General features: G+C 29.6%; 21 protein-coding genes. 1 reads left to right on the plus strand and 20 read right to left on the minus strand.

What is annotated here, in order from left to right:
- Positions 1-358 precede the first annotated feature (358 nt).
- From C661_RS0117170 to C661_RS0117205, 7 genes are all read right to left on the minus strand, one after another.
- Entirely contained in the window at positions 359-1,135 is a 777-nt protein-coding gene (locus C661_RS0117170) for a GNAT family N-acetyltransferase (RefSeq protein ID WP_017416585.1), read from the minus strand.
- Between the two features lie 203 nt (positions 1,136-1,338).
- Positions 1,339-1,647, minus strand: coding sequence for a nucleoside triphosphate pyrophosphohydrolase (locus C661_RS0117175; protein WP_017416586.1), 309 nt, complete (start codon positions 1,645-1,647; stop codon positions 1,339-1,341).
- 52 nt (positions 1,648-1,699) lie between these two features.
- The gene (locus C661_RS0117180) at positions 1,700-2,644 is read right to left on the minus strand and encodes an alpha/beta fold hydrolase (RefSeq protein WP_017416587.1); all 945 of its coding nucleotides are present in this window, start codon (positions 2,642-2,644) and stop codon (positions 1,700-1,702) included.
- Between the two features lie 167 nt (positions 2,645-2,811).
- Positions 2,812-3,375, minus strand: a complete 564-nt coding sequence (locus C661_RS0117185) for a histidine phosphatase family protein (RefSeq protein WP_017416588.1) — start codon at positions 3,373-3,375, stop codon at positions 2,812-2,814.
- Positions 3,376-3,526: 151 nt separating this feature from the next.
- On the minus strand, positions 3,527-4,690 hold the full coding sequence (locus tag C661_RS0117190; protein WP_017416589.1) for an HNH endonuclease domain-containing protein: 1,164 nt from the start codon (positions 4,688-4,690) through the stop codon (positions 3,527-3,529).
- A 786-nt stretch (positions 4,691-5,476) separates the two neighbouring features.
- Positions 5,477-6,082, minus strand: a complete 606-nt coding sequence (locus tag C661_RS0117195; protein WP_017416590.1) for an Ltp family lipoprotein — start codon at positions 6,080-6,082, stop codon at positions 5,477-5,479.
- A gap of 826 nt (positions 6,083-6,908) precedes the next feature.
- Complete coding sequence (locus tag C661_RS0117205) at positions 6,909-8,282, minus strand: Sau3AI family type II restriction endonuclease (protein ID WP_017416592.1); 1,374 nt, start codon at positions 8,280-8,282, stop codon at positions 6,909-6,911.
- A 111-nt stretch (positions 8,283-8,393) separates the two neighbouring features.
- Here C661_RS0117205 and dcm point away from each other — a divergent pair, with 111 nt between their 5' ends.
- A complete protein-coding gene (gene dcm, locus C661_RS0117210) occupies positions 8,394-9,677 on the plus strand; it encodes a DNA (cytosine-5-)-methyltransferase (protein WP_017416593.1) in 1,284 nt (427 codons plus the stop codon).
- 57 nt (positions 9,678-9,734) lie between these two features.
- Here dcm and C661_RS0117215 read toward each other — a convergent pair whose 3' ends face one another.
- The 13 genes from C661_RS0117215 to C661_RS0117280 form a co-directional block, all read right to left on the minus strand.
- Positions 9,735-10,865, minus strand: a complete 1,131-nt coding sequence (locus C661_RS0117215) for a PDDEXK family nuclease (protein WP_017416594.1) — start codon at positions 10,863-10,865, stop codon at positions 9,735-9,737.
- Between the two features lie 38 nt (positions 10,866-10,903).
- Positions 10,904-11,590 (minus strand): nuclease-related domain-containing protein, encoded by a 687-nt coding sequence (locus C661_RS0117220; protein WP_017416595.1) that lies wholly within the window; start codon positions 11,588-11,590, stop codon positions 10,904-10,906.
- Positions 11,591-12,355: 765 nt separating this feature from the next.
- Positions 12,356-12,559 carry a hypothetical protein gene (locus C661_RS0117230; RefSeq protein WP_017416597.1) on the minus strand — a complete coding sequence of 68 codons (204 nt, stop codon included), beginning with the start codon at positions 12,557-12,559 and terminating at the stop codon, positions 12,356-12,358.
- 96 nt (positions 12,560-12,655) lie between these two features.
- A complete protein-coding gene (locus C661_RS0117235; protein WP_017416598.1) occupies positions 12,656-14,404 on the minus strand; it encodes a hypothetical protein in 1,749 nt (582 codons plus the stop codon).
- Positions 14,404-15,519 (minus strand): hypothetical protein, encoded by a 1,116-nt coding sequence (locus C661_RS0117240; RefSeq protein ID WP_017416599.1) that lies wholly within the window; start codon positions 15,517-15,519, stop codon positions 14,404-14,406. The genes C661_RS0117235 and C661_RS0117240 overlap by 1 nt, the downstream gene beginning before the upstream one ends.
- A 142-nt stretch (positions 15,520-15,661) precedes the next feature.
- The gene (locus C661_RS0117245) at positions 15,662-16,636 is read right to left on the minus strand and encodes a helix-turn-helix transcriptional regulator (protein ID WP_017416600.1); all 975 of its coding nucleotides are present in this window, start codon (positions 16,634-16,636) and stop codon (positions 15,662-15,664) included.
- Between the two features lie 55 nt (positions 16,637-16,691).
- Positions 16,692-17,276 (minus strand): GGDEF domain-containing protein, encoded by a 585-nt coding sequence (locus tag C661_RS0117250; protein ID WP_017416601.1) that lies wholly within the window; start codon positions 17,274-17,276, stop codon positions 16,692-16,694.
- Positions 17,277-17,691: 415 nt separating this feature from the next.
- Positions 17,692-18,279, minus strand: a complete 588-nt coding sequence (locus C661_RS0117255; protein ID WP_017416602.1) for a hypothetical protein — start codon at positions 18,277-18,279, stop codon at positions 17,692-17,694.
- Positions 18,257-19,078, minus strand: coding sequence for a hypothetical protein (locus C661_RS22905; protein ID WP_017416603.1), 822 nt, complete (start codon positions 19,076-19,078; stop codon positions 18,257-18,259). The genes C661_RS0117255 and C661_RS22905 overlap by 23 nt, the downstream gene beginning before the upstream one ends.
- Positions 19,079-19,279: 201 nt before the next feature.
- On the minus strand, positions 19,280-19,831 hold the full coding sequence (locus C661_RS0117265; RefSeq protein WP_017416604.1) for a hypothetical protein: 552 nt from the start codon (positions 19,829-19,831) through the stop codon (positions 19,280-19,282).
- Between the two features lie 114 nt (positions 19,832-19,945).
- On the minus strand, positions 19,946-20,932 hold the full coding sequence (locus C661_RS24345) for an SHOCT domain-containing protein (RefSeq protein ID WP_017416605.1): 987 nt from the start codon (positions 20,930-20,932) through the stop codon (positions 19,946-19,948).
- Between the two features lie 436 nt (positions 20,933-21,368).
- Entirely contained in the window at positions 21,369-22,037 is a 669-nt protein-coding gene (locus C661_RS0117275; protein ID WP_017416606.1) for a metallophosphoesterase family protein, read from the minus strand.
- Between the two features lie 78 nt (positions 22,038-22,115).
- Positions 22,116-25,010 (minus strand): AAA domain-containing protein, encoded by a 2,895-nt coding sequence (locus C661_RS0117280; RefSeq protein ID WP_017416607.1) that lies wholly within the window; start codon positions 25,008-25,010, stop codon positions 22,116-22,118.
- Positions 25,011-25,386: the final 376 nt, after the last annotated feature.

Here is a 25,386-nt window from a genome sequence, read left to right on the forward strand (position 1 = left end):
CCCCCCTAAAATTGTAACTTGACGCAAAAAAAGCTGTAAAAACAATTAATTCTTACAGCTCAAAATTATGACTATTTAATTTAAAACTTATTTGCCCTATATACAGTATACTACACATTTTAGTAATATATTACCAGTTTTTTAATTCACTTTATTATCAGCAATAGTTACTCATTATGGCATTACTAATCTCCTTGAATATTGGGATGCATATTTAATATAACTTTAGAATAGATAAAAAGTTTATATCTAAAATGAGTAACTTAATTTATCTATACTTTTCCTTCCTCCAAAAATAAAAAGAGGCAAGATAAACTCACCCCTACACTGATAAAAATTAATTTTTCACTTTTTATAACTAATTTAATCTAAAGAATATATCAGTTCTTTCGCCTACCTTATTAAAGCCTAGTTTCTTATACATGTCTTTTGCAGTGTCATCCTCATCCGTAACTAGATAAATAGTGTTACACCCTTCATTCATTGCTATTTGAATTAAATGCTTAAGAATTGTAGTTCCATAGCCTTTACGCTGACACTGTGGTGTAACTGTAAAATCCTCTATTTTCGCAATACCATCATGAATAAACAAATCACAGATGCCAATTCTTTCCCCATTATGATAGCAAATATAAGAATTTACACCCTTGTCTGAAATGTACACCTTACCACGCCTATGACATCTTCTAGTGCAAAAATCTCTTCCTAATGTTGCCTCATCTAACTGTAAGTCACAATATAAAATATCTTCAACCATTTCCATATTACATACTCTTTCTATGTTACAACCTTTCACCGAACTCATATTTGAAAGTTTTGTAATATCGAAGGAATAATATCCATTTCTTGATACTTCACCTTTATACTTTAAATCCTTTAACAGTGTTTCATCAATTGCAAAGTCAAAGAGAATATTGCAAAACTTCTTTCCTTCATTTACAGCTAAGGATATTTCATTTTCTATATTTTTTTTAACTTCATCATTGCCCATGTTATCTCTTATATATGTGTAGTTGTGGTAATACATATCCTTCAGTTCGTCATCTCTATATCTAATAATATTTTTATCTTTATAATATTCACAAAAGCACTTAGTGTACTCAAATTCACATTGTTTTATATTTTCCCCTACCATAATTAACCCTCCTAATTATCCCCTTTGTTATAAATTATATCTCTCAAATTTCCTATCTACTTTCTTTAGTATTCGTTTTGTAAGCCTTTGTTTCACCATAAATATGATTTTTTAAAGGATTTAGTTTGTTTTTTAGGTCTTGTTAAACTGATAAATTGCAAGAACAATATTTGCAATTAAAGAAGCCAAACTTACAACTTATCTTACTCAACGGTCTTTAAGAACACTCCCTCTTTAAAGCCTCCACGAGCTTCCTTCTTGTCTTCTCTCTTTTTAAGAAGATCTTCCTCAGAGTAACCTAAATTCTCTGCAAGACCAAAGACAACTTCCATAATATCTGCAAGTTCTTCTAGGTTTCTATCCTGGATAAATTCATTAACTTCTTCCTTAAGCTTTTCTTCAAGAAGTGGTAAAAGCTCCTCCTTTGGTACAATAGAAGTTTCACACCTTCTTCCATCCCCTTCAATAACCTGTGGAATCTTATCACGAACTAATTTATTGTAAACTTTCATTTTTAATACCCCTTACTTCCAAATTCTATTTATTTCAACTTTATTTATTTCATTATGAAATAAAAGCTTTTATTTCTCTTGCAATATTTAAGTATTCATGGTCATGTACATAATGACTACAATTAAGATAAATGATTTTCCCACCTGATATCTTATTGATAAAATTTTCTTGAAATTGTGTCCATTGTTTTTCATTCCAACCAGTGCCACTACCATTTGAAGAAAACATTAAAATTGGAACCTTTGGCAACTTACCATTGTCCACTATTTTTGCATTATTTTTAATTTCTTCTACTTCCTTTAGCATAGTTTTAGTTGCAGTTCTTCTGAAAAATATAGCTCTATATATTTCTTTTTCTTTATCGCTTAAAGTGCCATGCTTAATAGCTTCACTTTCTGCTATTCCAGGCAAAATCCTAGTTATTCCTATGTTGTTAGCAAAGGCTGCAGCTTTTATTAATGGCATATTTAATTTATAATTTTCATAGGCTTCTGGCACTGCCATATCTAGTCCTATAATAGCACTCACTTCTTCTGGATATTTCTGTGCCCAATACAAGGCTTCAATGCCAGACATAGAATGAGGACATAGGATAAAAGGTCCTTCAATACCAGCTTGTGTTAATGCAGCTCTTGATTGATTTAATATTGTATCAATATCTCTTTTTTCATCAACTATATCACTAAAGCCATAACCCAGCTTTTCTATTACAACTATTCTATAGTCAGCACTTAACTGTGAGAACAAGGATTTAAAATCTAGAATTGGAGAAGAAGTGCCCCCACCTGACATAAACACAAGGGTTTTCTCTCCATGACCTTCTGTATAAATACTGATTTTATGCCCATTAACTTCCACTATTTCACCCAAAGGTGTAAACAGCTTAGCTTCTCTCTTTAACTGAATTTTATTGTAAACATATATTATTGTTATGATGATCATTAATACTAATAAACTTATAAATAATATCCTCTTTGCTTTTCTTAAAGCTTTCATTTAATCCCCCATATATATTGCTATATTCCTACTACAAGGAGTAATTGATCTCTGGTTAATTATACCATATACCCTTACTATTTGCCCTATGTTTGTAACATTGTACAAACATGACTTCAATTCCCTGCCACGAAATAATTTGCTATAGACTTATATTACCAATATCCTTACTTCCAAATTCTATTTATCTCAACTTCATTGATTTCATTATCTTTAAAAGTTAACACATACACATCTGGATTAGTTAAGCTTTGCCAGCCTTCATAACCAAAGGAATTATCAAAGTGTTTTACAATCAATGAAAAAAGTTCTCCATGAGTTACCATCGCAATATTACTTTCTTCTCTTTTAAGTAAATCCTTTAGAGCCTCTATAGCTCTAGAAGTAGCTTCTCTTGAGGACTCTCCACCTTCATACTTTAAATCCATATCCTTAAAAGCAGCTCTTAACAGCGGAGTAAAATCCTCCACATCCTTTGATGTTAACACCTTTTCCTTAAGTCTTTCATCAATATTTATAGATAAATTAAGTTCCTTACTTAGTGGAGTTATGGTATCCACTGCTCTCACATATGGACTTGAGGCTATGTACTGAATATCATAAGGTTTTAAAAACTCCATAAGGTCTTTAGCTTGGCTTACTCCAAGGTCAGTGAGCTTTGCCTCAGCAGGTTGTCCCTCTGCCTTGCAGTGTCTAATTAAGTATATATTTTTTAGGTTATCTTTACTCATTAAACTCATAGTTCTCATGCCTTTCTTTTAGAAATAATTTGTTACAACTCAGTTTCATTCTTTAACTGTTGATAAACTCTTACAGTAATAACTAAAGAAATTGTAACTGCAACTTACAAAACAATATAACTTGATCTTTACAATACTTTAATTAAATCAATTTTTCTCTCACTTTGAACCCTTGATTAGCAGCAATTTGGTACAGTGGGGAAATACACTTTTTAAGCTCCTGGCTAAACATTTCCTTGGTACCGTTTTTATAGAATTCATAAATACTTTCTATTCTAAGGGCATCTGTGTACTCAGCAACAATGTCCTTATCTTTTTTCTTACAGGCATGCGCAAAAGCTTCATATTGTAAATCGCAAAAATCAGCTATATATTTATCATAAATTAATAAATCATCACTCTTTTTACTATTAATATTCTTAAAGGTAGGCACTAAGTTCCAAATTTGATCATGTAACACAAAGCTCCAGGGAATAAAGTGGTCTATGCTTAAGCCACCATGAAGATCATAATTTTCTTCAGTAAAACACTTTCCTGTGTAGATATCCACAATCTTAGATGTGCTTATTACATCCTTCCAAAGATTTGTTGCCTTTGTAAGCTCCCGTTTCCTTGGTGGCTCTAGCTTAAATGGTATAGCTGGTACATTTGGATTTCTTTTCTGAAGAAAACACACTAACTTATAATAAGCCCAACCTTTTATTATCCTATAATTATATTTTAAATAATCTATCCAACCATCTTTTATTCTTATAAAGTTCTCATTATTATGATCTTTAAATATTCCATAAATGCAGTTATCCTCTACCCTAGATAACTCCTCTAGCTCCTTCACAGGCTTCTTCTTATGAAGAACTTTCTCATTAAGAAAAGGAGATAAAAATCTATAGGGAACATTTAAGGTTAAATCCTTTAGCAGCTTATTAAGAGCTTTATCTTCTGTATTATATAGGAAATTAAGAAGCTTAGTTTCCTCATAATTATTTTCAAACCCATAGGTATCGGCAATGTAATTAACCACAGTAGCTAAATTATCGCAACTTCCAAAACTCAGCTTAAAAGCTCTTATTGGATACCAAGCATTAACTACCATCCTTGAAACTAACTTTTTAAACGGAATCTCCACATTACCTAAAGAAACCTCATCAAGCAAGGCAATTAGCCAATACATCTTATAACTTGCAGTAACCACATTATCATCTAAAACCCTTGAAAAGGTTGAATAATCTACTTCTTTGCTATAAGGTATCATCTCTGCTGACTTAGGTAGTATTATTTGATTTTCTGGTATTATGATTTTATTCAAGGTTATTCCCCCCTAACCCGGAGCTATTTATATTATTTAAACACTATTTATAATTCTTAGTTAAATATTTTTATGTATGAAAAAAACTCCAATACTATAATTATAGCATGGAGTTTTTGATTGTTATAACTCATATTTTATATAAAACTGAATTTACTTATAAATAAATTATGTTAATATTGTTACAATATTCTTCAAAAATATGTTTAATCATTCTAAAGTTCAGTAGTTTATAAGCTAAATTATCATGTTAAGTTATTTACTCACCTACCTGTTAAACTATCACTTAACATGATTACCTTAATCTCTTCATATTTTTGTACTAAATTTTACTTTAATTGTTGAATTTAATAGTTTTACGTAAACTTAAAGGACATGTAGAATTATTGGACTACATGTCCTCAAAATTAATTATTAAATCTTATTCAATAAATTGGCTATTTTCTTAAACAGTATTGATTTTTAATGCAAAAAAACAATGAATACTCTATCAACTAAATTCATAAAAAGAGGTAGTCTTAAAATAACTGTCCCAAAAACTATCAATTATACAGTCTACATTCTTCACTGTACAATCCTTGACAGCAAAACCAGTAGAAACATTAACTATTACTAATTATTTTTATTAGAACTCTCTCTCATATACTTTGTGAATTATAGTTTTAAGACAACTCAATTTTGTTTAAACGCACAAATATGAGTATTCAGTATACGAAAACATCATATTTATTCATTTATCAACATTTAGTTGAGTTATCCAGTGTCTGGTACCAATAAGATAATATACTACTTCAGATTGTCTACAGCATATTTTGCTTCTTCTGCTGTAAATTTCTCTCCATGTTCTGATATTAATTGATCATAGATTGCGCTTGGAGACATTGACATAGTTTCTTGATATGACTTTGCTTTTTCTAACGCATTTTTTTTCCAATCTACTTGTACATTGTCTATTGCATATTTAGCTGCTTCTGCAGTAAATTTCTCTCCATATTCTGATGTTAACTGGTCATATATTCCAGCTTTAGACATACTCATGGTGTCAGCATATGATTTTGCTTTTCTCAATGCAGACTTATATTCTGTTGGAACGTTATCTTCTACTTTTTTTTCTACTTTTTCTTCTACTTTCTTTTCTTCAACTTTCTTTTCTTCTACTTTATTTTGATTCTGACTAATTTCCTGTCCAGTTCCAGTTGTTCCACTGTTTGTTTTAGTTGAATCGTCATTACCTAATCCACGTATTGCTCCAACTATTACAAAAAATGCTATTACTATAAACCAAGGTCTTTTATATATTGGTTTTTTATTTTTTGCTCCACATCCCGGACAAGATTTAGCAGTAGATGCTATTTCTTTAGAGCAGCTTTTACATTGTGTCATTTTTGCCATTTCTCAATTCCCCCTCTTATTATAATTTGTATAATTTCTTTAAAAGCAATATGACAAACATTCCATATAAAATCTAGTATGTATATTTATATCTTGAAACCTAATACAATTTAACATGAAATCGTATTCATATTTTACGAATATTATCATTTGCTTACACTTCATATTACCATAGAATCATTATAAATTCTATGGTAATATGAATTATTTATGTATTTTATGTTTAAACCTGAATTATTTTCTAAGTTTGTTTTTTATGGATTCTTACACCATTTAACTACTCTAACAACTTCGTTAACATTATTCTATTAACGTAATTTAAAGTTTTACTTACCCTAAAAATAATCTTGTATTATACTCATGTAATAACTTAATATTTCCACTTTTGTATCCTTTGACTTGGATGTTAAATAGTGTTCCATTTTTATTAGACATTAAAAATACAACTTTATATTTACCACCACTTAATTCATAACCTGTAACAGTAACTTTCTCATCAATAGCAATTTTAATTATTTTAGCATAAAAATCAATTAAATCTTAACTAATATTTGAGTATATAGTATACTCCTCAAAATTTTCTATGTTTATAAGTTCAAGTTCAGCTTCAATTTTGTTTCTAAAAATATTAGCCATTTTTTCATTTTTCATAGATATTCCTCAATTAAGTACTAGGTAGTTTGAAAGTCTTTGTAAGAAAACCAACACTAGTCCTTAATTTTTAACATTTCCCATATAAGCTTGAGTTCCTCAGTCGAGCAGCTAAAATTTTAGTTGCACAGTAAAAACTTTCTGTTAAAACCTTTGATTTTTTTAAAACATATTTTTATTTATAAAATAAATCCTTGACCTGCTCTAATATATAAGTATTATTTAGCCAAAAGCATTGCTTTGTAAGCCTTCTACCATCTGGTAATTCATAGGTGTCTCTAGCATCTCTTCCGTGGGGTCTTACATGACAGACATAGCTTTCACTCTTTGAAGGTAAGTTATTGTTATGCCTAATTCCATTTTTTGTTAGTTTTTCTTTTATTTCTACACCAGCTTTAATCACTTCTACGGTTTTCCTATATACCCTTTCTACCTCATTTAAATCCTCATATGGTATGTTCCAGAATCTAAAACCTTTAAATATTAAATCACTAGTTTTGTTTTCTTTAAAAACTATAAATAAGTATTTTTGCTCTCCTAAAATTCTTTTCAAGTCTGACTCTTCCCAAGAAGTTTCTATAATTTCTTTAAATTTAAATGTGGGAAAAGACATACTTTCTTTGATTTTATTATTCTTATCTACTGTAATAGTTTTTAACTTTAAATTTGCTTTTTCGAATTCTTGTATTTTTGAAAGATCAGTTCCTTTTATATTGAAAATTTTTGATATCAACAGTTGAACTGAATTTTTTGCACACGATGCTTGTCCGTAAACTTCACATAATTCTTCATAGCTTTTATTAATAAATGGCTTAAGTAGCTTTTCTACATACCCTCTGATTGAAAAATTACCATCTTTAATAAGTTTTTCTGAGAACTCATTATTTAAGTTACTTCTCAATATATGAGTCATATAAGATTGTTTAAAGGAATATGCCCTTTGCATTGCTGAAATATCTGAAAAAGGCTGCTGCCTTAAAGATGAACTATCTTTGCCTTTTGTGCATGCTCCTAAATAGAAGGTATCACCTTCAGATAATTCATGAGCTTTTCCATTTCTTACTTTACCTATTATTGTTTCCCAATCTTGAATTACTGTTGGTAAATCTTCTTCGGGAATTTCATACAAAATTGTATTTGTAATCTCATACTGTCCCACGGTTTTATCTTTTTCATAATTATAAAACACAATTAGTAGCTTATTATTCTTCATCCAAAAAGAACTAGTATAAAAATCTTTATGTATTTCTTCCATATAATTAATTATATTTAGTACTAATCTTTCCTTAGCTGACAGACTTCCATTTTTATTTTTCTTGTAGGGAGTTACTTTTAATTCTATATTAAGGTTCTTAAAGTCTGCCTCTGGTTTAGAGTTTATTTCATAGCCAAAGTAGCTCTCTTCAATAATTTGACCAAGCTTCCCCTTTGCCTTTTCATTTACAATTCTATTAGTTTTATCTATTTCACCAAAGGTCTTGCCTTCAAGCCCTTTAGCATATATCATTAACTCTTCTTGTGTTTCATAAGTATTTTTTTTATCTCTCATAAAATTCCCCCCAAAATAAAAGTTGATCTTTACTTTTGTTTATATTATAATTATAATAGTATTTATAGGTTTTTACTAATAAAAAATATCTAGATATTATAGAGGTGAAAGATGAGAAAAACCGTATGTGAACTATTCGCTGGTGTTGGCGGTTTTAGAGTTGGTCTTAATGGTGAACAGGATGATAATGAGTGGAATTTTGTTTGGGCTAATCAATGGGAGCCAGGAAAAAAAACTCAACACGCCTTTGATTGCTATACTCAGCACTTTGGAAAATGCGACTGCCATGTGAATGAAGATATATCAGCAATTAATGCAATTGATATTCCTAATCATAATCTCTTAGTTGGTGGTTTTCCTTGCCAAGATTATTCTGTAGCTAGAACTCAGGCAAAAGGAATACAAGGTCATAAAGGGGTTCTTTGGTGGGAAATAAATAGAATTGTTAAAGAGAAAAGACCTCCTTTTATACTCCTAGAAAATGTAGATAGATTATTAAAGTCTCCTGCCAAACAAAGAGGTCGTGATTTTGGTATTATGTTGTACTCACTGTGGCAATTAGGCTATTCTGTTGAATGGAGAATAATAAATGCAGCGGATTATGGATTTGCTCAAAAAAGAAGAAGGGTATTTATCTTTGCATTCCACAATAAAACTCAATACTATAAAAAACTTGGAAAATTAGACAATCTTGAAAAGTGGCTACTCTCACATGGCTTTTTTCAAAGTCAATTTCCTTCTAAGTTTTTACATAGTAACTTATCTTGTAATTTAAATGAATTTGAAGATATAGTTGAAATATCTGATTCTTTTAAGTTTGAATTTAAAAATTCAGGAGTTATGAGTAATGGTTTAATTACAACTATGGAAGTTAATGCTGATAACTTCATACCTAAAACCCTAAGAGAAATCCGTATAGAGCAAGAAGTTGATGAAAAATACTTTATTGACAATAATGAAAAAAAACTAGAGAAGTTTAAATACCTTAAGGGGCCAAAAAAAATACAACGTGTAGACAAAAATGGTTTTGAGTATTTTTATTCTGAAGGTGGTATGAACTTTCCTGATTCTCTAGACTTACCTGGAAGAACAATGCTTACTAGCGAAGGTAGTGTGAATAGGAGCACCCATGTAATTGAAGATTTCAAAACTGGAAGATATAGACTGCTTACCCCTGTTGAATGTGAGAGACTAAATGGTTTCCCTGATAACTGGACAGATACTGGAATGCCCGAAAATTTTAGGTATTTCTGCATGGGAAATGCTCTTGTTGTAAGCTTAGTTGAAAAAATGGGCATTACTTTGAATAGTATCTTTGAAAAGGAAAAAGAGCTTAACCTTCATTATTTAGTGAATGATGAAGTGGCTTATGATCAAATATGCCTATTTGATTAATATTTTCTTTTTAACCAGTTCATCTATAGGTTTAATGTAGATGAACTGGTTTTTTTATTAATTAACTTCTTCAAACTCTAATTCGCTGTTTTCTATGTTATATTTGTATTTTATGAGTCGAAGATTTGTCCAAACTTTTGAAATGATTGGTCTTCTCCCTATGGCAAAATTTCTAATAGCAACATTATTTTTATAAGCTCTTACTTCTTTAGAAAAATCATAAGCTACAATAAAAGCCTCAATCATTTCATAGTTACCAAAAGTATATTCTTGGCTTACCCAATCAACATATTTAATTACTTGATCTATAGCATCAAATACAGCTTCATCTTTTTTTATTTCTAAAACGAGATACTTTGAAATCGTATCAAAACCACTTATATATCTATATCCAAATATATCCATCCTATCCATGTAATCTATAGCTTTGAATGGTGAGGCAATAACTTGACGAGAAATATAATCCCACCTTCCAAATATAGTATTATTACTTCTTGATACCATACTAGTAATAGCTGCTTCGATCGCCATTTCATGTTTAATCTTACTGTCCTTATGACTATACATTAATATAGCTTTCTCATTCACAAAATAGTTATTGCTAACTTTGGTACTAAAATAATTATGAATTTCCGTATTAAAGTTATATACATCATGTTTTCTATTAATGGATTGTTCATTCCTAATTAATATAATATCTCTTAGTGCTTTGTTTTCATTGTCATCTACCTTTATAAAAGAAAGTTTCCAAAATGCTCTTAAATTTTTGAAACTATTAGGATTTGACGATAAAACATCATCCATATCAATTCCCTCTAAGAAAAAGTTGGGGCTTGGCTCAAATATGCATAAAATTCTATTGTTAGTATTCCCATTGCAATCTTTCATTAACATTTCATCATTTATTTCTTCATTATTGAAATTATATGGCTGAAGCGCATTGGGAAAATTAAGAAACTTGCATTCATTTTTAATACTAATCAACTTCCCAATACCATAAACCTTTCTCTTGATAAAGAAATAAACATTATCACCTGGCTTCATGCTTAAATAATCTGCAAATGTACCTTCATGGTGTACTCCCCAAGTATTATTTCTTGGAGAAGTTAAATTAGTGCTATAAACTCCATTTTCAATGCATTGTCTTAAAGAATTAATACTATCCAGACTAAAAATATATCCTGCCATATTTCCTCCTTCTAATTTAACTAACTTTACTTAAGCTTTTAGCCCTTCATCTCCCTAACTTCCTCCACATGTCTCCTCTTAACTTCCTCTGACACATTGCTATAGCTCTTCAATTTATTATATATTTCATCTACTTGCTCTCTTCCTAAGTAGCAACAGCTACCTAGTATCATCATGTTCACAGTTTTTTCTAGTTCATTTCTGTTTATGACTCTTATGCTCTCAGAGTATACCTGTAGCTTTTTTAAAGTGCATCTTTCACTGAAAGCAATAATTGACTTCATTAAATTTTTATCTTCTATATTAAGTAACTTTGAAAGATGTCTAATGTGACTTTGGTTTTGCCAAATTGGGTTATAGAATTTTTCTTTTCTTCCATTTTTAAAGCTTTGAGTCCAGTTTTTATTCTTTTCATCTCCAAAAATCCATCCACTGTAGTTCTTTGATTCAATCACAAAGATTCCCTTTTCATGAATCATTACCACATCTATTTCTGTAGTTCCACCTTTTTCTTTTGGAACATAAACATTTGCGAGTATTCTATTGTGTCCTTCTATTTTATTTAAGATATTAAATGATAGGTATTCCCCGTATAACCCTGAGTTAAATCTAACTTTAGTATAGGAGTATCTAGTTTCTTTTTTGTAATTACTTTTATTATAATTTTTGACTTCTATGTACTGAACTATCGCTGCAAACATCATTATTAATATAATAAATCCCATAAATAAATCTCCTTTATAAAAACTTGCTTATACAAGTAATTATAAGACAATTTACTTACAAACTTAACAAGAACTTTGAGAAACTTGTTGAAATTTCATGTATTTTTTCATCATAATGACTTTTTAAATTAATAATATAACCTAACTTGAACTTTGCTAAAATATTGTTCACTATATTATTTTTATCGACATATTTATCTATTGCTTTACAACAATAATTTGTAACAACAGCTCCCCTTTGCATGAAAAGCTATAGAAACTGGCCTCTTCTCCCCTAAAAACAACAGATTTATAGTGTTCTCGTGATTTTAAGATTTTAAGAATTAACGATTTCAAGAAAAGAAGATAACCATAAAAAAATATATGAAGATTTCAATATATCCATATATCAATAAAAGAAGATAAGGAGATATAGTGTTCATGCGGGTTTGAAGGTATTAGGGTGATTTTTCGCCCTTAGAAAATACTAAATCTTCTACCGAATGTATAACATCTTTATATATCCTTTTTCTTGTTGTTAATACTTAATCAAATATCTAAAATCACAGTAAATAAAATTTTGTTATGTGGAATTACTATGAATACTTAGCAAAAGACTTTTAGATGATAAGAGCCATATGGTATTTCTCCACATGGCTCTTCATATTAATTCATAACTGATCTAGCTATTTCTTCAACTTTTTAATCTCAATTATGTAGCTTAAACTACAAACTCCTAGCTTCTTCCGTTGCCATATAAATTCCCTGTTATATCAACAAGATCTTTTACTTTTTCTCATGTCTAATAACATCATCAACTTTTACTAATGCTATTTTACTGAAGGTCTCTTCATACTTTTTAGGTAAGGTTCTATGTGAATATATTCCATACCAAATAGGTAAATCACATTCCAAACAAGCTGTTTTAACTCCATTATATTGATATACTTTACCATCTGTGTCTATTACTTCAACAAATTTAGTTCTCATTTAGTATTCTCCAATTTACATTTATTTTCATTGCATAAGATCTTAGCTAAAGTTAATTTTTGTTGTAGTAGTTTATTTTAGGCTTCCTCCTAAATACTATCTATATCTATGTACAGGATTGCCATCTAAAAGAAGTACTTCGCTTTCGCCCATTTGTACATCAATTGACACTTTGCGTACATTATTACTTGTTTTTCCTAAGTAGTATAACCATCTTCCTACAACCTGTGGCGTAGTTCCCATCATGCTATAATGTGTTTCTTTTTTAAATACTCCCGTGGTATAGCTATCAGCACATTGTGTTGACTCCAATATAATGCTAGATTCTCCTGTTATAATATTATACTTTCTTATAGACATCTTATAATCTAAAACAACATAAAAAATGCTATCGTATGCTAAGAATGGATAAGTATCACAACTATAGTTCATAATAGCTGTATTTCTTATGGCTTTTGGATTTTCCAAATCCAAATATGAATAACCAAACTTTTCGAAAGAAAAACCATTTTGAGTTGAAAATAAAATATTTCCATACCTGCTTGTATCATTAGGAGAAAGATAATAATAGCTGCCGCCTGGGATTTCGCATACTATTTCTAAAGTACCATCTTCTAAGTTAAATTCATATAAATTATCACTGTTTAATAAATTCTCATCAGAAATTGGATATCCATGAACCACACGGGACCCTTGGGGTTTAAAATATACATTTCTTCCTACAAGATAATAATCTCCACAGGTTAATACATTTTCACCATTCACAATATGTTTTAAGGTCTCTGTGGTATTATTTTTTAAATCTATTTTAACAAGTCTCTTTGCGTTATCTTGTTCACTTACATAAATGAAATAATCTTCACTACATTGATACTTTGATCCTTCTTCAGATAGTTCTATTATTGAAGTTTCAAAAGTGTTTATATTTACCTTCACCACACTATTCTTTATGGCTCTAGTAAATAAAAATAAATTTTCACCACACCCTAACATTTCTGTTCTAAAAATATCACGAGTAATTTCAATATCTAGTTTAGAATTTATTTCAACTTTTTCACCATCATTTTTTCTTACCCTGTATAATTTATCAGTAACATTATCGCTATATACTAAATAATCCTTTAAAATTATGTATTTTTCATTTACATTAATTATGTCAGCACATTTCTCACAAATATCACTACCATCATAGGTACTATATTTTTTTTCTAATTTATCCTTATCTCCATTCTCAATATTCTCTTCAACTACATAACCATACTTTTCAGCAATACCTTCAAATCCTGTAGCATTATATATTACTTTTATACATTCCTTAATCTCATTAACCCCTTTTTTATTTACATTAAAGTAGTCAAATAAACTTTCTTCATAATCTTCCAAGAACTCAAAGTTACCATACTCTAAAAATAAATATTCCATAATTACTTGCAAAATAGCTTTTTGTGAACTTAAATTATCAACATTTTCAATATTACTTACATCAATAGATAGTTGCGGGTTGTTTATCTCTATGTATGAATTTACCGATCGTATGAATTTCTGCTGGTATGTGTTATTTTCTGCACCACTATTAGATATAGTAATCAATAGGGCTGCTAATAATTCCTTTTCAGCATCATCTAGATCTTTCTTAAGATCAAATTTTGTGTTTAAGTCATAGATTTCTTTCTTTTTTATAGAATTTAAATCATCTATAACTTCATCCATAACACCATTCAAAGAGTCTATTTTTTCACTTATTTGACCTCCAACTTTATTAATTGCTTGGCTTGTCTGATTAAACTTATCATTAAATGGCTTAACTCCTGCTTCCATTCCGCGTTTAAAATCTTTTGTACTCATTACTCTTTTCCCCCTATCATATTGTTAAGATTTTCTCCCATAACAGTTTTATAAAATTCTTTTTCTAAAAATTCTTTTTTTACTTCACTGATAAACTTTGTATCGCTTACAATTCTATATAAGGTTACCAAAATACCACCAACATCTAATTTTGTTAGATCTTTAGTTAATGCAGCATAAATAATATTACTTGATGATGCAATAATATTTGAATACATTATTATTTTTTTGCTTCTTACCTTATATAGATCAACAGAAATATCATTTTGTTCATTGTAAAAGAGCATATGTATGCATTCTATTATACTATTTATTAAAATAGCCATGGAAGCCCCTCGCACAATACTATAATTATCAATATGGTATTTTGTAAGTAGCTTCTTTGCCATATCTTCATTTAAGGTTGATAAACCTGGCACAGGTAACCCCTGCTTAGTAAAATTATCCGCTCCGAAATGAATTGCCTGCTTAATAACTGCAGCGGGTAAATTCCATTTGTCAGCACAGATTTGTTCACTAGCGACATCAATTGCACCTAGGGTTCCACCTTCAAATTTTCCATCCAACTGCTTATTAGTAACCTTAAAGGTTGTTATAAAATCATTTTTTGTTAAGGAATCTGAAAGTATATTTATCGGTCCAATTATCCACCCAATAACAGGGTCATGTCCCAATGCTCTATATCTGTGTGTAGCACCTGAAATTCCAGAATTTATATTCAAATCTTTAAAACTCTCTGTTTGTGTAACAGCATCATAGGGTACACTTCCAAATAATATATCATGCCACTCTTTTGGTGTAATTTTTTTAAGAGGATCTTTTATCAGCTTATCACCATCTGAAGCCTTATCTAATCTAAATTTATCATTTGTAAATATATACTGTCTTGCACATTGTAATGCCGTTGCTAGCATTAAAAAGGAAATGTCTGTTTTAGTAAGCTTTGTAACCTTTTTAAATTGTTTTTCAATATCATTTACTACTAATGTAATATTGTTTGCAACCTCAGCAACACGACTTGCTTCCTTTGATATTTTATCTAAATTATCAAGGTCTTCATTGATCCCACTTATTATTAGATCTTTTTTTCTCTTTAAATTATCATATTTTCTCAATTTAATCTCCTCTAATCAAGAAACTCCTTATTTACTAATTTAATTAGCATATACTACTTTTTGTCATTTCTATAAAATCTATATATGATACTATTATTTAACAGACTCTAACTTATTATTATCCTAGAAAATGATATGACCTTTATGAATTATAATTATTCACCATACTACTAATAGTCTTAATAATTTCCTCCCTCAACTCCACTGGTTCTAAAACTTCTATAGCTGCCCCTTGGCTTAAAATCCACATTTTTATTCCACTTCCAAAAACCTTAGCTCTAACAGTAAATACTCCATTACTTTCTTTAACTACCTCTGCTGTAGGGAGTCTATCTAGCACGGCTTCTATAGATCCGCCTTTAAACTTAAATACTACATTTTGTAGCTTTCCTGAATGCATGAATTGAATTAAGTTTCTAAACTCACCTGGTTTAAATCTTTCACTATAATCTACTTTAAAACTTTCTCCTAGAATCTTATACTTTTTTATTCTATCAATCCTATAAATCACTGGATATTCAAAATCATAGCCCTTCATATAAGCAGCTAGGTAAAAATAGAATTCTGAGAATATTATCCCTTGTGGCTCTAGTATCCTTTTTGATATTTCTTCTTGAAGCTTTCCATTTGCCCCAATTTTTTTATAAGCGATTTCTATAAGTTTTTGATTTTTGATAGCTTCATTCAGTGTCCAAAGCTTGTCTATAACTTCACTACTATGTTTTGGTGAAATATATGTATCTAACTCATTATCTATAGATAACTTAATTTGTTTTTTATCTTCACCATAACAATTTGATGTGAGTTTATTTATTAGCTCATTTACTTCCTTTTTACAAAAGCCTCTACTTTCTAAAAGCACCTTTGATATGGCTAGAATATCTTTACTATTTAGATTAGAGTCATTTTCATTAATTAAAACATGTCCTTTTCTTTTTTTACTGTAGCTTATTTTCGCATTAATATTGTTTTCACAAAAGTACATATTAATTTCTTTTATATATCTGGAAATTGTCTTGTCTGAAACACCAAATTCCTCTGACATTTCTTTTTTATTTATTAATCCACCCTTAACTAAAATATCATAAATATGTAATAGCATTTCCGTTTTACTCATCCTTGTAGCCCCTTATCCTTCGCTTTTAGACATGTATCTATATAATTAAACAAGTTTATCCATTTTCCTTCTTTTTTTTCTTATGTTTGTACATTTCTCTATCTGCCATATCTATTAATTCCTTTGGCGTGTTATATAAATTATTATTATATTGTGCAATTCCATAGCTTACCCCAATTTTATAGGGCAATATCCCTGTTTTGTTATAGGCTTTTATTCTATTGGTCATCCTATTACAGACTTTTCTAACTTTCTTTAAATTACCTTCAGAAAAAACTATGACAAACTCATCTCCGCCACATCTAAATACAGAGTCAGTTTTTCTAATTGTGCCTTCTATGAGTTTAGCTAACTTTTGTAAGAGTCTATCACCTTCTACATGGCCATAGGTGTCATTAACTTCTTTAAAGTTGTCTATGTCTAGAAAGACTATTGTTATCTTTGAAGACTTATCCTCACAGTTTCTTATAGCTTTATCTAAAAGCTCCATGCCAGCTCTTTTATTTAATACACCAGTTAAACTATCTGTTTTAGTTAATAACTTAAGATCTTCTATTTGTCTTTCCAAAGCCTTTATTTTGTTTTCCTTCTCCATTAACAATTTAATGACCTCTGCTGAATCAATACTTTTATTATTCAAACTTCCCACCCCATGTGTTATTATCAATACCTATAAATATATTTTATTCATAACAGTGGACATATTCTGTCTACTTACATTTTAATATTAAGTTTTTTCATTTTAATAACATTTTGGAAGCTTCAAGTCTGCCATCTTCTTTAAGTGACAGTTGCTCTGCCTAGAGAAATTGCTTTGATGGTAGTCAAAATCTGTTTCCAAAGTTGTTAAACAAAATGAACTTGTTCATTATTTAATAGTTGATTTGGGCAAAAGTATGTGGTAGCATCACTATAAACTCTACTTGTCTTTTATATTGTGTTTAAAAACGAGTTATAACAAAGATTTAAAAGTACAGTTTGAAATAAAGAAAGTTGAAATTTCTATACAATAAAAAAGGACTATGCTTCAATGCATACTCCTAGAATATTTATATTTATAAATCTGCAAGCTTATCAAACTCACCAAATATCTTTTCTTCTAAATTTTCAGAGGTAACTTCAAATAAATCTATTGATTTTGTAGTTATCTTTTTTAGACCCCAATAGGTTTTTGAACTTTTTTCATTCTTAGGAGTTGCTATTTTATACTCGCCTTCTTTTGTAAAGTCCATGTACTGGTCGTATCTTAATGGGAAGTAAAAACCCCAGTGATTTGCTGGTGAACACCCCTCATTCCAACTATTTAAATCATGGTATTCAAACTTTGATAAATATATTAGTGGAAGGTTTTCGCTTCCCTTTTCCCCTAAACATATTTCTAAAACATAAATAGGTCCCTTTCGCCAACCATTTTCACTTTCACATTCTCCGTCATTTCTATTTTGAAATAATAAAATAAAATCATTAAGAAGCCATGCTACCGTATCATTATCTGATTTTCTTCTTAAGAATTTGTTTGCTGAAGCAACATAATTTGTTTTTTCAGCTGCTATAATTTTGCAATAATCCATTAATTTTTCCACATTATCATAGGTTTTAAAAAGAACTTGTAAAGCGTTTTTAACATTTTCCTTTGAATTCATAGTATAAATCTCCCCTTACCTGTGTATCTATTTTAAAATTTATTGTGCTTTTTAACTTACTGTTGAATATTTCATTATTAACTTCCCCATTAAACTGGTAAAAGCCTAAATCATCTACAATATAATCTTCATCTAAGCTCATATTTCTAAATTGATCTAAACCTTTTCTTTTCAGTAGTTTTATAAGATCTTCAATTACTAAATTATGAAACTCATTATCTAGTTTTAGTTTTGTCAGCTCATGAAAGAAGGATTGCCAGGTAATATAACCTAATTCTACATCACTCTCAATTAATTCTCTTTTTATAGTATCCTCATACACATAACTGCAAGCTGAACTATTCGCAATAAAAACGAGTAGTTTTTTCTTCTTATTACCCTTTTTTGATATTATTCGTGCTTCCCTTGAAAGCTGATGTTGACTCTTATTTTTTTCATCTTCTATTGAAGTTTCTTTTGATGCTTCAGAGAAATCCATACTATCATCGGAAGATAACCCACTTAAAAATTTTACTTCTATTCCAATTAGGATATCCTCAAAGTCAATTATTGCATCTAATTCACCTTCTTCATCATATGGCCAAAATTCAATATTATTGTTCCAAAAGTCAGCTTGTACCTCTTGAATATAAGCACCTACGGACCTTGGATAAATTGAATTTACTAATACTTGTTTCATGGCTAAATCAAAAGGAATATATCTTAAAGCCCCAAACACATTACCAGTTAGATTATCCTCTAACCTATCATTCAAATTGCTACCAGTGCTACTAATCTTCCCTTTTATTTCTGCTATCATATTTATCACCTCGCTTCATTAAATTTACAACAACTGATTTCCTTCTTTCCTTATTTAACCACAACTTAATTATATGATTTTATATGGTCAATTATTGTCCATGTATGAAATCTGTTAAAAAAAATTTAACGCCTGCACTTTGCAGACGTTAAGCATTCTTTTATAAATCAACTCATGTTTGCTAAAAGCTAATAAAGTAAATTAACCAATCCACTGCTTCATAAATTCCCAGTCTCTTACTGTTCCATCTTCATTTAAAATTTTAAGAAAAACTCCATCCCCTTTGCCAACTTGATAAATTGCCATTGCTGAATTTTGAGTTCCCGCTAATCCATTTTTAAGACAGTAGTTTTCAAAAACTCCTCTTCCAACCCCTATTTTTTCAGAAACGTAAGCTACTATATAGATATCAAAAGGACTTGCACCAAGTTTAGTAAAATCATTTTTTAAAATGTGATTTCTAATTATTCTTATTTTTTCTTTTTCGGACGTGCTAGCTATATCATTGTAAATTTCATCAATGCAATAATGTTTGTAGCTTCTTTTTTCCCATTGCTTAAGCTTATTATAGTCACCATTAGCTTCTATTAGTTTTTCTAGCATATTTTTCAGATTACAAACAGTCGGTATTATTTTTTCTGAATTAATACTCTTTCCTCTTAGCTCATATGGAAGATCTATCTTATCATTACTTTCAACTACCTTGTTGATTTCACCTAAACTGCCAAATTTGTTTTTAATATAATTAATCATACTACCACTCCATTACTATAAAACCATAAAAAATTTTGCAGGTTAATAATAATCCTTTTATTGAGAGCAGAATACTCTAGTTATTCTGCTCCATTTTTATAACTAAACAACCTATTATAAACCTAAAAGCTGTTTCTTCTTCACATCATACTCTTCTTGTGAGATTGCACCTAGATCAAGAAGTTGTTTAAATTTCAATATCTCATCAGCATTGGATGATACAGGAGCCTTTTGCTCAACTACAGGAGCTTCGTAAACTGGTGTAGAATTTTTTAACTCTTCATTTATTGTATTTATTTTCATTTTAATGAATTCATATAACTGTCTAGCTTCTTTCTTAGTGTCAGATCTAGAACCAAAGAAGAATAAAACATCTTCTTCAGAGTCATTCGCAAATTTACTATTTTGTAGCTTAATAAACCCGCATTCTTCTTCTCCTACTGGTTCTATATACTTAACAATATCATAGTCATTATATTTAATTAGACGTTCTCCAGAGTGAACGCAAAGTATTATTGGTTTTCTTTCTGTTCCACTTTGATTATCACCATTTAATTTTTGGGTAATAGCATTTAATGCAATATTCTTCCCAGCTTGAGCAATTTGCTTTTTTAATGACCTACCACCCGGTATCATACTACCAACTACATCACCCAGTATTCCCACAGCCGTTTGAGAGTTAATAACACTATCAAGCATGCCTGAGGACGAACTTTCACCTCTTTTACCAGGTGTCATTAATTTCAAATAAGCTTTTTCTGTTTCTTTGTAGTCAAAATTCTCTGTAGTATCAATTAGGCAGTATGTTTCACATACCGTTAGTGTTTGTCCTCTCTCACCATGAAAAACCTTAATTAACCCATGGATCTTCTTGTCTTCAAAGAACTTTGCTATGTCTTCAATTACTTCTGTGGAAAAGCCATTAACATTAGCAAATTTAATTACCTTTTCTTTCTGTTTATCAACCTCATCATTTGACAAGTATTTTTTACTTTTCCAGGTTGGCGAAAGAATCTTCATGGAGCAAATTTTACACAACGAGGTATCACGATACTTTTCTGGCAGCAAACTTTTTTTACCACACACGCTACAAATTTCCATATTTACCCTCCCTCAAGGTTCCTATAATATCTTTTTATTCCATAATAGTCTAAGTAAATTTCGCGAATGTTTAACTTCTAAATCAATTAGCTGTTGATTCTCTATATAAATTACTTAACAAATATTGGTTTAATTATGTCTTTCACTTCTCCAAATAAAATTCCAAGAATGACATTTTACTCTCCACCATATTCAAGTGTCGCTTTTTACATATTACTTCATATTGTAACATGAATTGTTTGAAAACTTTGTAGAATATCGTCAAAATATCCAGTCATTTTAATTATCTGATACAGCTTTAAAATTTTTTTACTTTTACTTATTATCTTTAATAACTTTAAATAGAAAAAAGAACCCAATTAAGGGTTCTCTGTCGATTAAATAAAATTTTAAAGTTCTATTTATATCTATACTTGTCCATCTTGTGATTTTATTTTTATAATATTACCTTTTCATATTGTGCAGTTTCTAAATTTATAATCCACCCTCTAGTTGTAATTTCATCACAAGCAGCATTGAAAACAAATGTATTATGTAACTTTTTAAAACCAAAAGAATCATGCACATGTCCACAGAAAAAAAATGCAGGTTTCTTTTCTTTAATCATTTCTCTAATAGCTTCACTCCCATAATAAACACCATTCTTTGCTTTGTCCAAACATTTGTAAGGTGGAATATGTGATATGATAATGCTTTTATTGTCTATATTAAGCTTAGATAGCCTATGTTTCATATCTTCTTCATTTCCCTCTCGCTTTGTTCCGTACATGAAGAAATTAAGGTATTCTATAGCTATAAATTTATTAAAAGCTTCTGTCTTACAATATGGTAAATAAGTGATATCTGACTTATCAACAGTAAATACATCATGGTTACCTTGAATAAATAAAACTTTTCTATCCAATTGCTGTAGCATATCCTTAATTTTTATGTAATCCTCGTATTGCTTATCTTCAAGTTCATAAAAATAGCTAAAGGCATGGTCTCCAGTTATATCTCCACATAAAATTATGCACTCTATATCTTGCCTCTCTTTAAGAAACTCAATAATTTTATTAAGTATATCAAATCTTCCATGAATATCACTTGTAATAAATACTTTCATAGCCTTTATACCATCTCCTATATGTTAAGCTTCTCATATATTTGAATTTTTAATAATATTAACCTATAGCTAAAATAGCTATAGGCTATGATTCATAATATATTGTTTTAATAATCCACTTGCACTGGTTTTATCTTTACTGAAATTATCTATATTTCCAAAAACTAAGAAGCTATCCTTTGCACGGGAAACTGCAACATTTAAAATACTTTTATTTTCATCTATAAAATGGCAACCTTCATTTTCCCCATACACTGTAGACATTATTATTACCCTTCTTTCAGCCCCTTGAAATGTATGCACTGTACCGATGCTAATATTTTTCTTGATATGTTCTGATACTTTTTTATTTATCTCATTTGTTATGCAACTAACCTGAGCTTTAAAAGGAGTAATTATACCTATTAGATTTTTTGTATTTTCATCTGGATAAGCATCTTTAATTATATGGAAATTTTCATTAATCCAGTTCGCTATTTCAATTGCTTCTTTTTTATTATATCTACTACTTCCCTTTTTACTTGAATATTCGCCCTCAACTTGTTTATATCCTATCTGTGGTAGTTTATTTAACTTATAATCCTTATCATCGGCACCTTTTCCACGTAAAGGTTCAAGTTCTTTATATACTAGATCATTGCAGTAAGAAATAATTTCATCATAGCATCTTCTATGTTCACTCAAAAATAATCCTCTATTTTCAAACTTCATATATTTACAACTTTTTGAAGCTACCTTCATTACACTTGAATTAGAAGCATTTATACCTAAATCAAAAAGTTTCTTATATTCTTCTTTGCTTTCTATTACTTCTTTTTCCATAGCTAAAGTTTTATCTAAAGCATTACTAACACTCCACACAGGGGCTATTTGATTTTCATCACCTACAACTATAGCCTTTTTAGCTAATGAAAAAGAACATGCCGCTATTTCTGGAGAGACTTGTCCAGCTTCATCTACAATTAATAAATCTATATAATCGTAAAGATAATAGTGCTTATTATTTTCATAAGCTAAAAAATTCTTTGGAAGTTGATAAAAGGTCATTACATAGCAAGGGGTAACCATACTCAATCTGCTATATCGCTTATCCAAGACATTTTTAAAGGTTTTTCTCTTTTGGTTTTCAGTTAGACAATCTTCTCCCTTGGTCCATCGGCATTCATAGTAATGAACTGATAACCAAAACTCAATATATCTAAGGGTTTTATCCATTAGTTCATTTATTTTTCCTAAGTTAACAGGAATCTCTTTCTTTTCACCTTTATATATATCAATATTTAACTCACTCAATATTCTTAAATTGTCATCATACTGCGCTTTTAAATTTTCTATTTCTTTATATATTCTTTGCAGTTCTCCCAGCTTAGTCCTTAAGTCTTTAATTGTATAACTATATTTTTCTTCAATTTTATCTAAGCTCATATATTCATCTAAAAAGGTTTCTTCACTTTCAATAAACATTCTATTTCTTACTTCTATTTTTGTCCTATAGCTTTTAAGAAATTTTAGTAATTTATACAATAGGGGCATTTCCTTAAAATGTTTTCTCCAAGCTTCAACCCGTAAAATACCTGAAGAAACCTTGTCTTCTAAATCTTTTATTTCATTCCTTAGAAAAACCAAATGTTCTTCTATGGTTTTATCATTAAGCCCATATGCCTCAAGCTTTTTAAATAACTCTAAAAGGCTTTTCCTAACTGAATCAATTCTACATAATGTAGTATGTATTTTTTCTTCACACACATCTAAATTTGAAATATTATCCCTAAAGTATTTGTTGCAATTCTTTATTAGATTTTCTTTAGATTTTAATATATTTTCTTCACTTTCAATATCTGAAATGAAATTATCTCCATTTATATTAGTGTAATGGTATCCTTTAACATTTGCATTTTTCTCACTTTTAGGAGATGGAAAATAAACTGCAAAACTATTTACACCTTCAATCCATCTTTCCTCAAGATTTTCATATCCTAAAACATTTATTTTACCAAAGGATTCTATTATATTAGTAACCGCTTGATTATTTGTAGATGCTGCTACTATAATCGGCGCCTTTTCCTTTTTTAAAGCTCTTTCCACATACATATTAGCAACTATGGATTGAAGCAAGGTTGTCTTCCCTGTGCCTGGTGGCCCATTTACTGCTAATATTTCCCCTTGGTTCATATTTGTAAAATGATTAATACATTCTCTTTGAGAAGGTGATAATGGATATTCTCCACCCATCTGTCCACAGTGTTTCTTCATTGCTGATATGTCATTTGGTATTAGTGGTAATACCTTATTGGAATCTAAACTAATAAAGTTTTCATAAAGCTTAGATTCTTTACATTCATCAATTATATTGTCATATAATTTTAGTATTGCTTTTGTAGCATTTATGGTATCATCCTTAAAAACATAAACATATTTATCTAGCTCTGTATCCGATAAATTACACTCTAAAAATCTTGCTTGAGTAACATTTTCATATATGTCCTTAGCAAAATTTATGTAATCCTCCCAGCTTTTTATTTTATAAATTCTTCCTGTACTTTCACTCATATAGTTGTCATAATCTTTATAATGACCCATAGCTAATTTAGATTCAATCATGGGTTGAAGAAACTCTCTAGGTATCCATGGAAACTTTCCTTCGTCATAACGAAGGCTACCATCACTCTTTAATAAAGAAGGAATAAAATATATCCCTGTCAAGTCTTCAAAATTACTATTCCTTTTTTCTTGAGAATCATAAATTGTTTTTATGGTCTTTGCAACGATTATCACATTGATGCTATCTTTTTCTTTATCTTCTGAAGATATTTTAGATAAGCTTTCAAAAATATCCTTACTAATTTGACCCTGTAACAATTCATCAAATGTGAACTGATAATAATTACCGTCTTTAAAGTCTATCCCCTTATTTACCTGAGCTGCAACTGCACTCTTAAAATATGATGTTATTTCTTTTATTTTATTATTCAATTTCCCACCAAACTTTCTTTTGATATCTCCTTGATGTTTGTCTAGCTATACTTACATTTATCAACTATAATTATAAAACATTACAAACGTTTTACCCTTTATTTCTGCCCTTTATTTAACATAACTTATTTGCTTAGCAGCCTTCTATTTTTCTTGGTCTTTCATTAATATTTCTTCCATTAAAACCTTTAGTTTAAATTAATCTTCTTTCTATATCACTCAAAAAAATAAGCTTATGCCCGTCTTTTATTATCTTAGCCGAAGGAGTATCTGTTATAACGCCTCTAGAATAATTAGCTGTTTGTTCTCTTTGCTAAAATCCTTAACAAATATTGGTTTGCTTATAGTTTTTGCTTCGCGAAATAGAAATTCTAAA

The organism is Clostridium tunisiense TJ (assembly GCF_000300195.1).
Classification (GTDB): domain Bacteria; phylum Bacillota; class Clostridia; order Clostridiales; family Clostridiaceae; genus Clostridium_J; species Clostridium_J tunisiense.

What these genes read in the sequence shown, in the direction of transcription:
- dcm (WP_017416593.1), top strand. Translation starts at nt 8,394, where the DNA reads ATGAGAAAAACCGTATGTGAACTATTCGCTGGTGTTGGCGGTTTTAGA.
- C661_RS0117195 (WP_017416590.1), bottom strand. Translation starts at nt 6,082, where the DNA reads ATGGCAAAAATGACACAATGTAAAAGCTGCTCTAAAGAAATAGCATCT.
- C661_RS0117170 (WP_017416585.1), bottom strand. Translation starts at nt 1,135, where the DNA reads ATGGTAGGGGAAAATATAAAACAATGTGAATTTGAGTACACTAAGTGC.
- C661_RS0117185 (WP_017416588.1), bottom strand. Translation starts at nt 3,375, where the DNA reads ATGAGTAAAGATAACCTAAAAAATATATACTTAATTAGACACTGCAAG.
- C661_RS0117175 (WP_017416586.1), bottom strand. Translation starts at nt 1,647, where the DNA reads ATGAAAGTTTACAATAAATTAGTTCGTGATAAGATTCCACAGGTTATT.
- C661_RS0117220 (WP_017416595.1), bottom strand. Translation starts at nt 11,590, where the DNA reads ATGGGATTTATTATATTAATAATGATGTTTGCAGCGATAGTTCAGTAC.
- C661_RS0117235 (WP_017416598.1), bottom strand. Translation starts at nt 14,404, where the DNA reads ATGAGTACAAAAGATTTTAAACGCGGAATGGAAGCAGGAGTTAAGCCA.
- C661_RS0117180 (WP_017416587.1), bottom strand. Translation starts at nt 2,644, where the DNA reads ATGAAAGCTTTAAGAAAAGCAAAGAGGATATTATTTATAAGTTTATTA.
- C661_RS22905 (WP_017416603.1), bottom strand. Translation starts at nt 19,078, where the DNA reads ATGATAGCAGAAATAAAAGGGAAGATTAGTAGCACTGGTAGCAATTTG.
- C661_RS0117215 (WP_017416594.1), bottom strand. Translation starts at nt 10,865, where the DNA reads ATGGCAGGATATATTTTTAGTCTGGATAGTATTAATTCTTTAAGACAA.
- C661_RS0117255 (WP_017416602.1), bottom strand. Translation starts at nt 18,279, where the DNA reads ATGAATTCAAAGGAAAATGTTAAAAACGCTTTACAAGTTCTTTTTAAA.
- C661_RS0117245 (WP_017416600.1), bottom strand. Translation starts at nt 16,636, where the DNA reads ATGAGTAAAACGGAAATGCTATTACATATTTATGATATTTTAGTTAAG.
- C661_RS0117275 (WP_017416606.1), bottom strand. Translation starts at nt 22,037, where the DNA reads ATGAAAGTATTTATTACAAGTGATATTCATGGAAGATTTGATATACTT.
- C661_RS0117205 (WP_017416592.1), bottom strand. Translation starts at nt 8,282, where the DNA reads ATGAGAGATAAAAAAAATACTTATGAAACACAAGAAGAGTTAATGATA.
- C661_RS0117265 (WP_017416604.1), bottom strand. Translation starts at nt 19,831, where the DNA reads ATGATTAATTATATTAAAAACAAATTTGGCAGTTTAGGTGAAATCAAC.
- C661_RS24345 (WP_017416605.1), bottom strand. Translation starts at nt 20,932, where the DNA reads ATGGAAATTTGTAGCGTGTGTGGTAAAAAAAGTTTGCTGCCAGAAAAG.
- C661_RS0117230 (WP_017416597.1), bottom strand. Translation starts at nt 12,559, where the DNA reads ATGAGAACTAAATTTGTTGAAGTAATAGACACAGATGGTAAAGTATAT.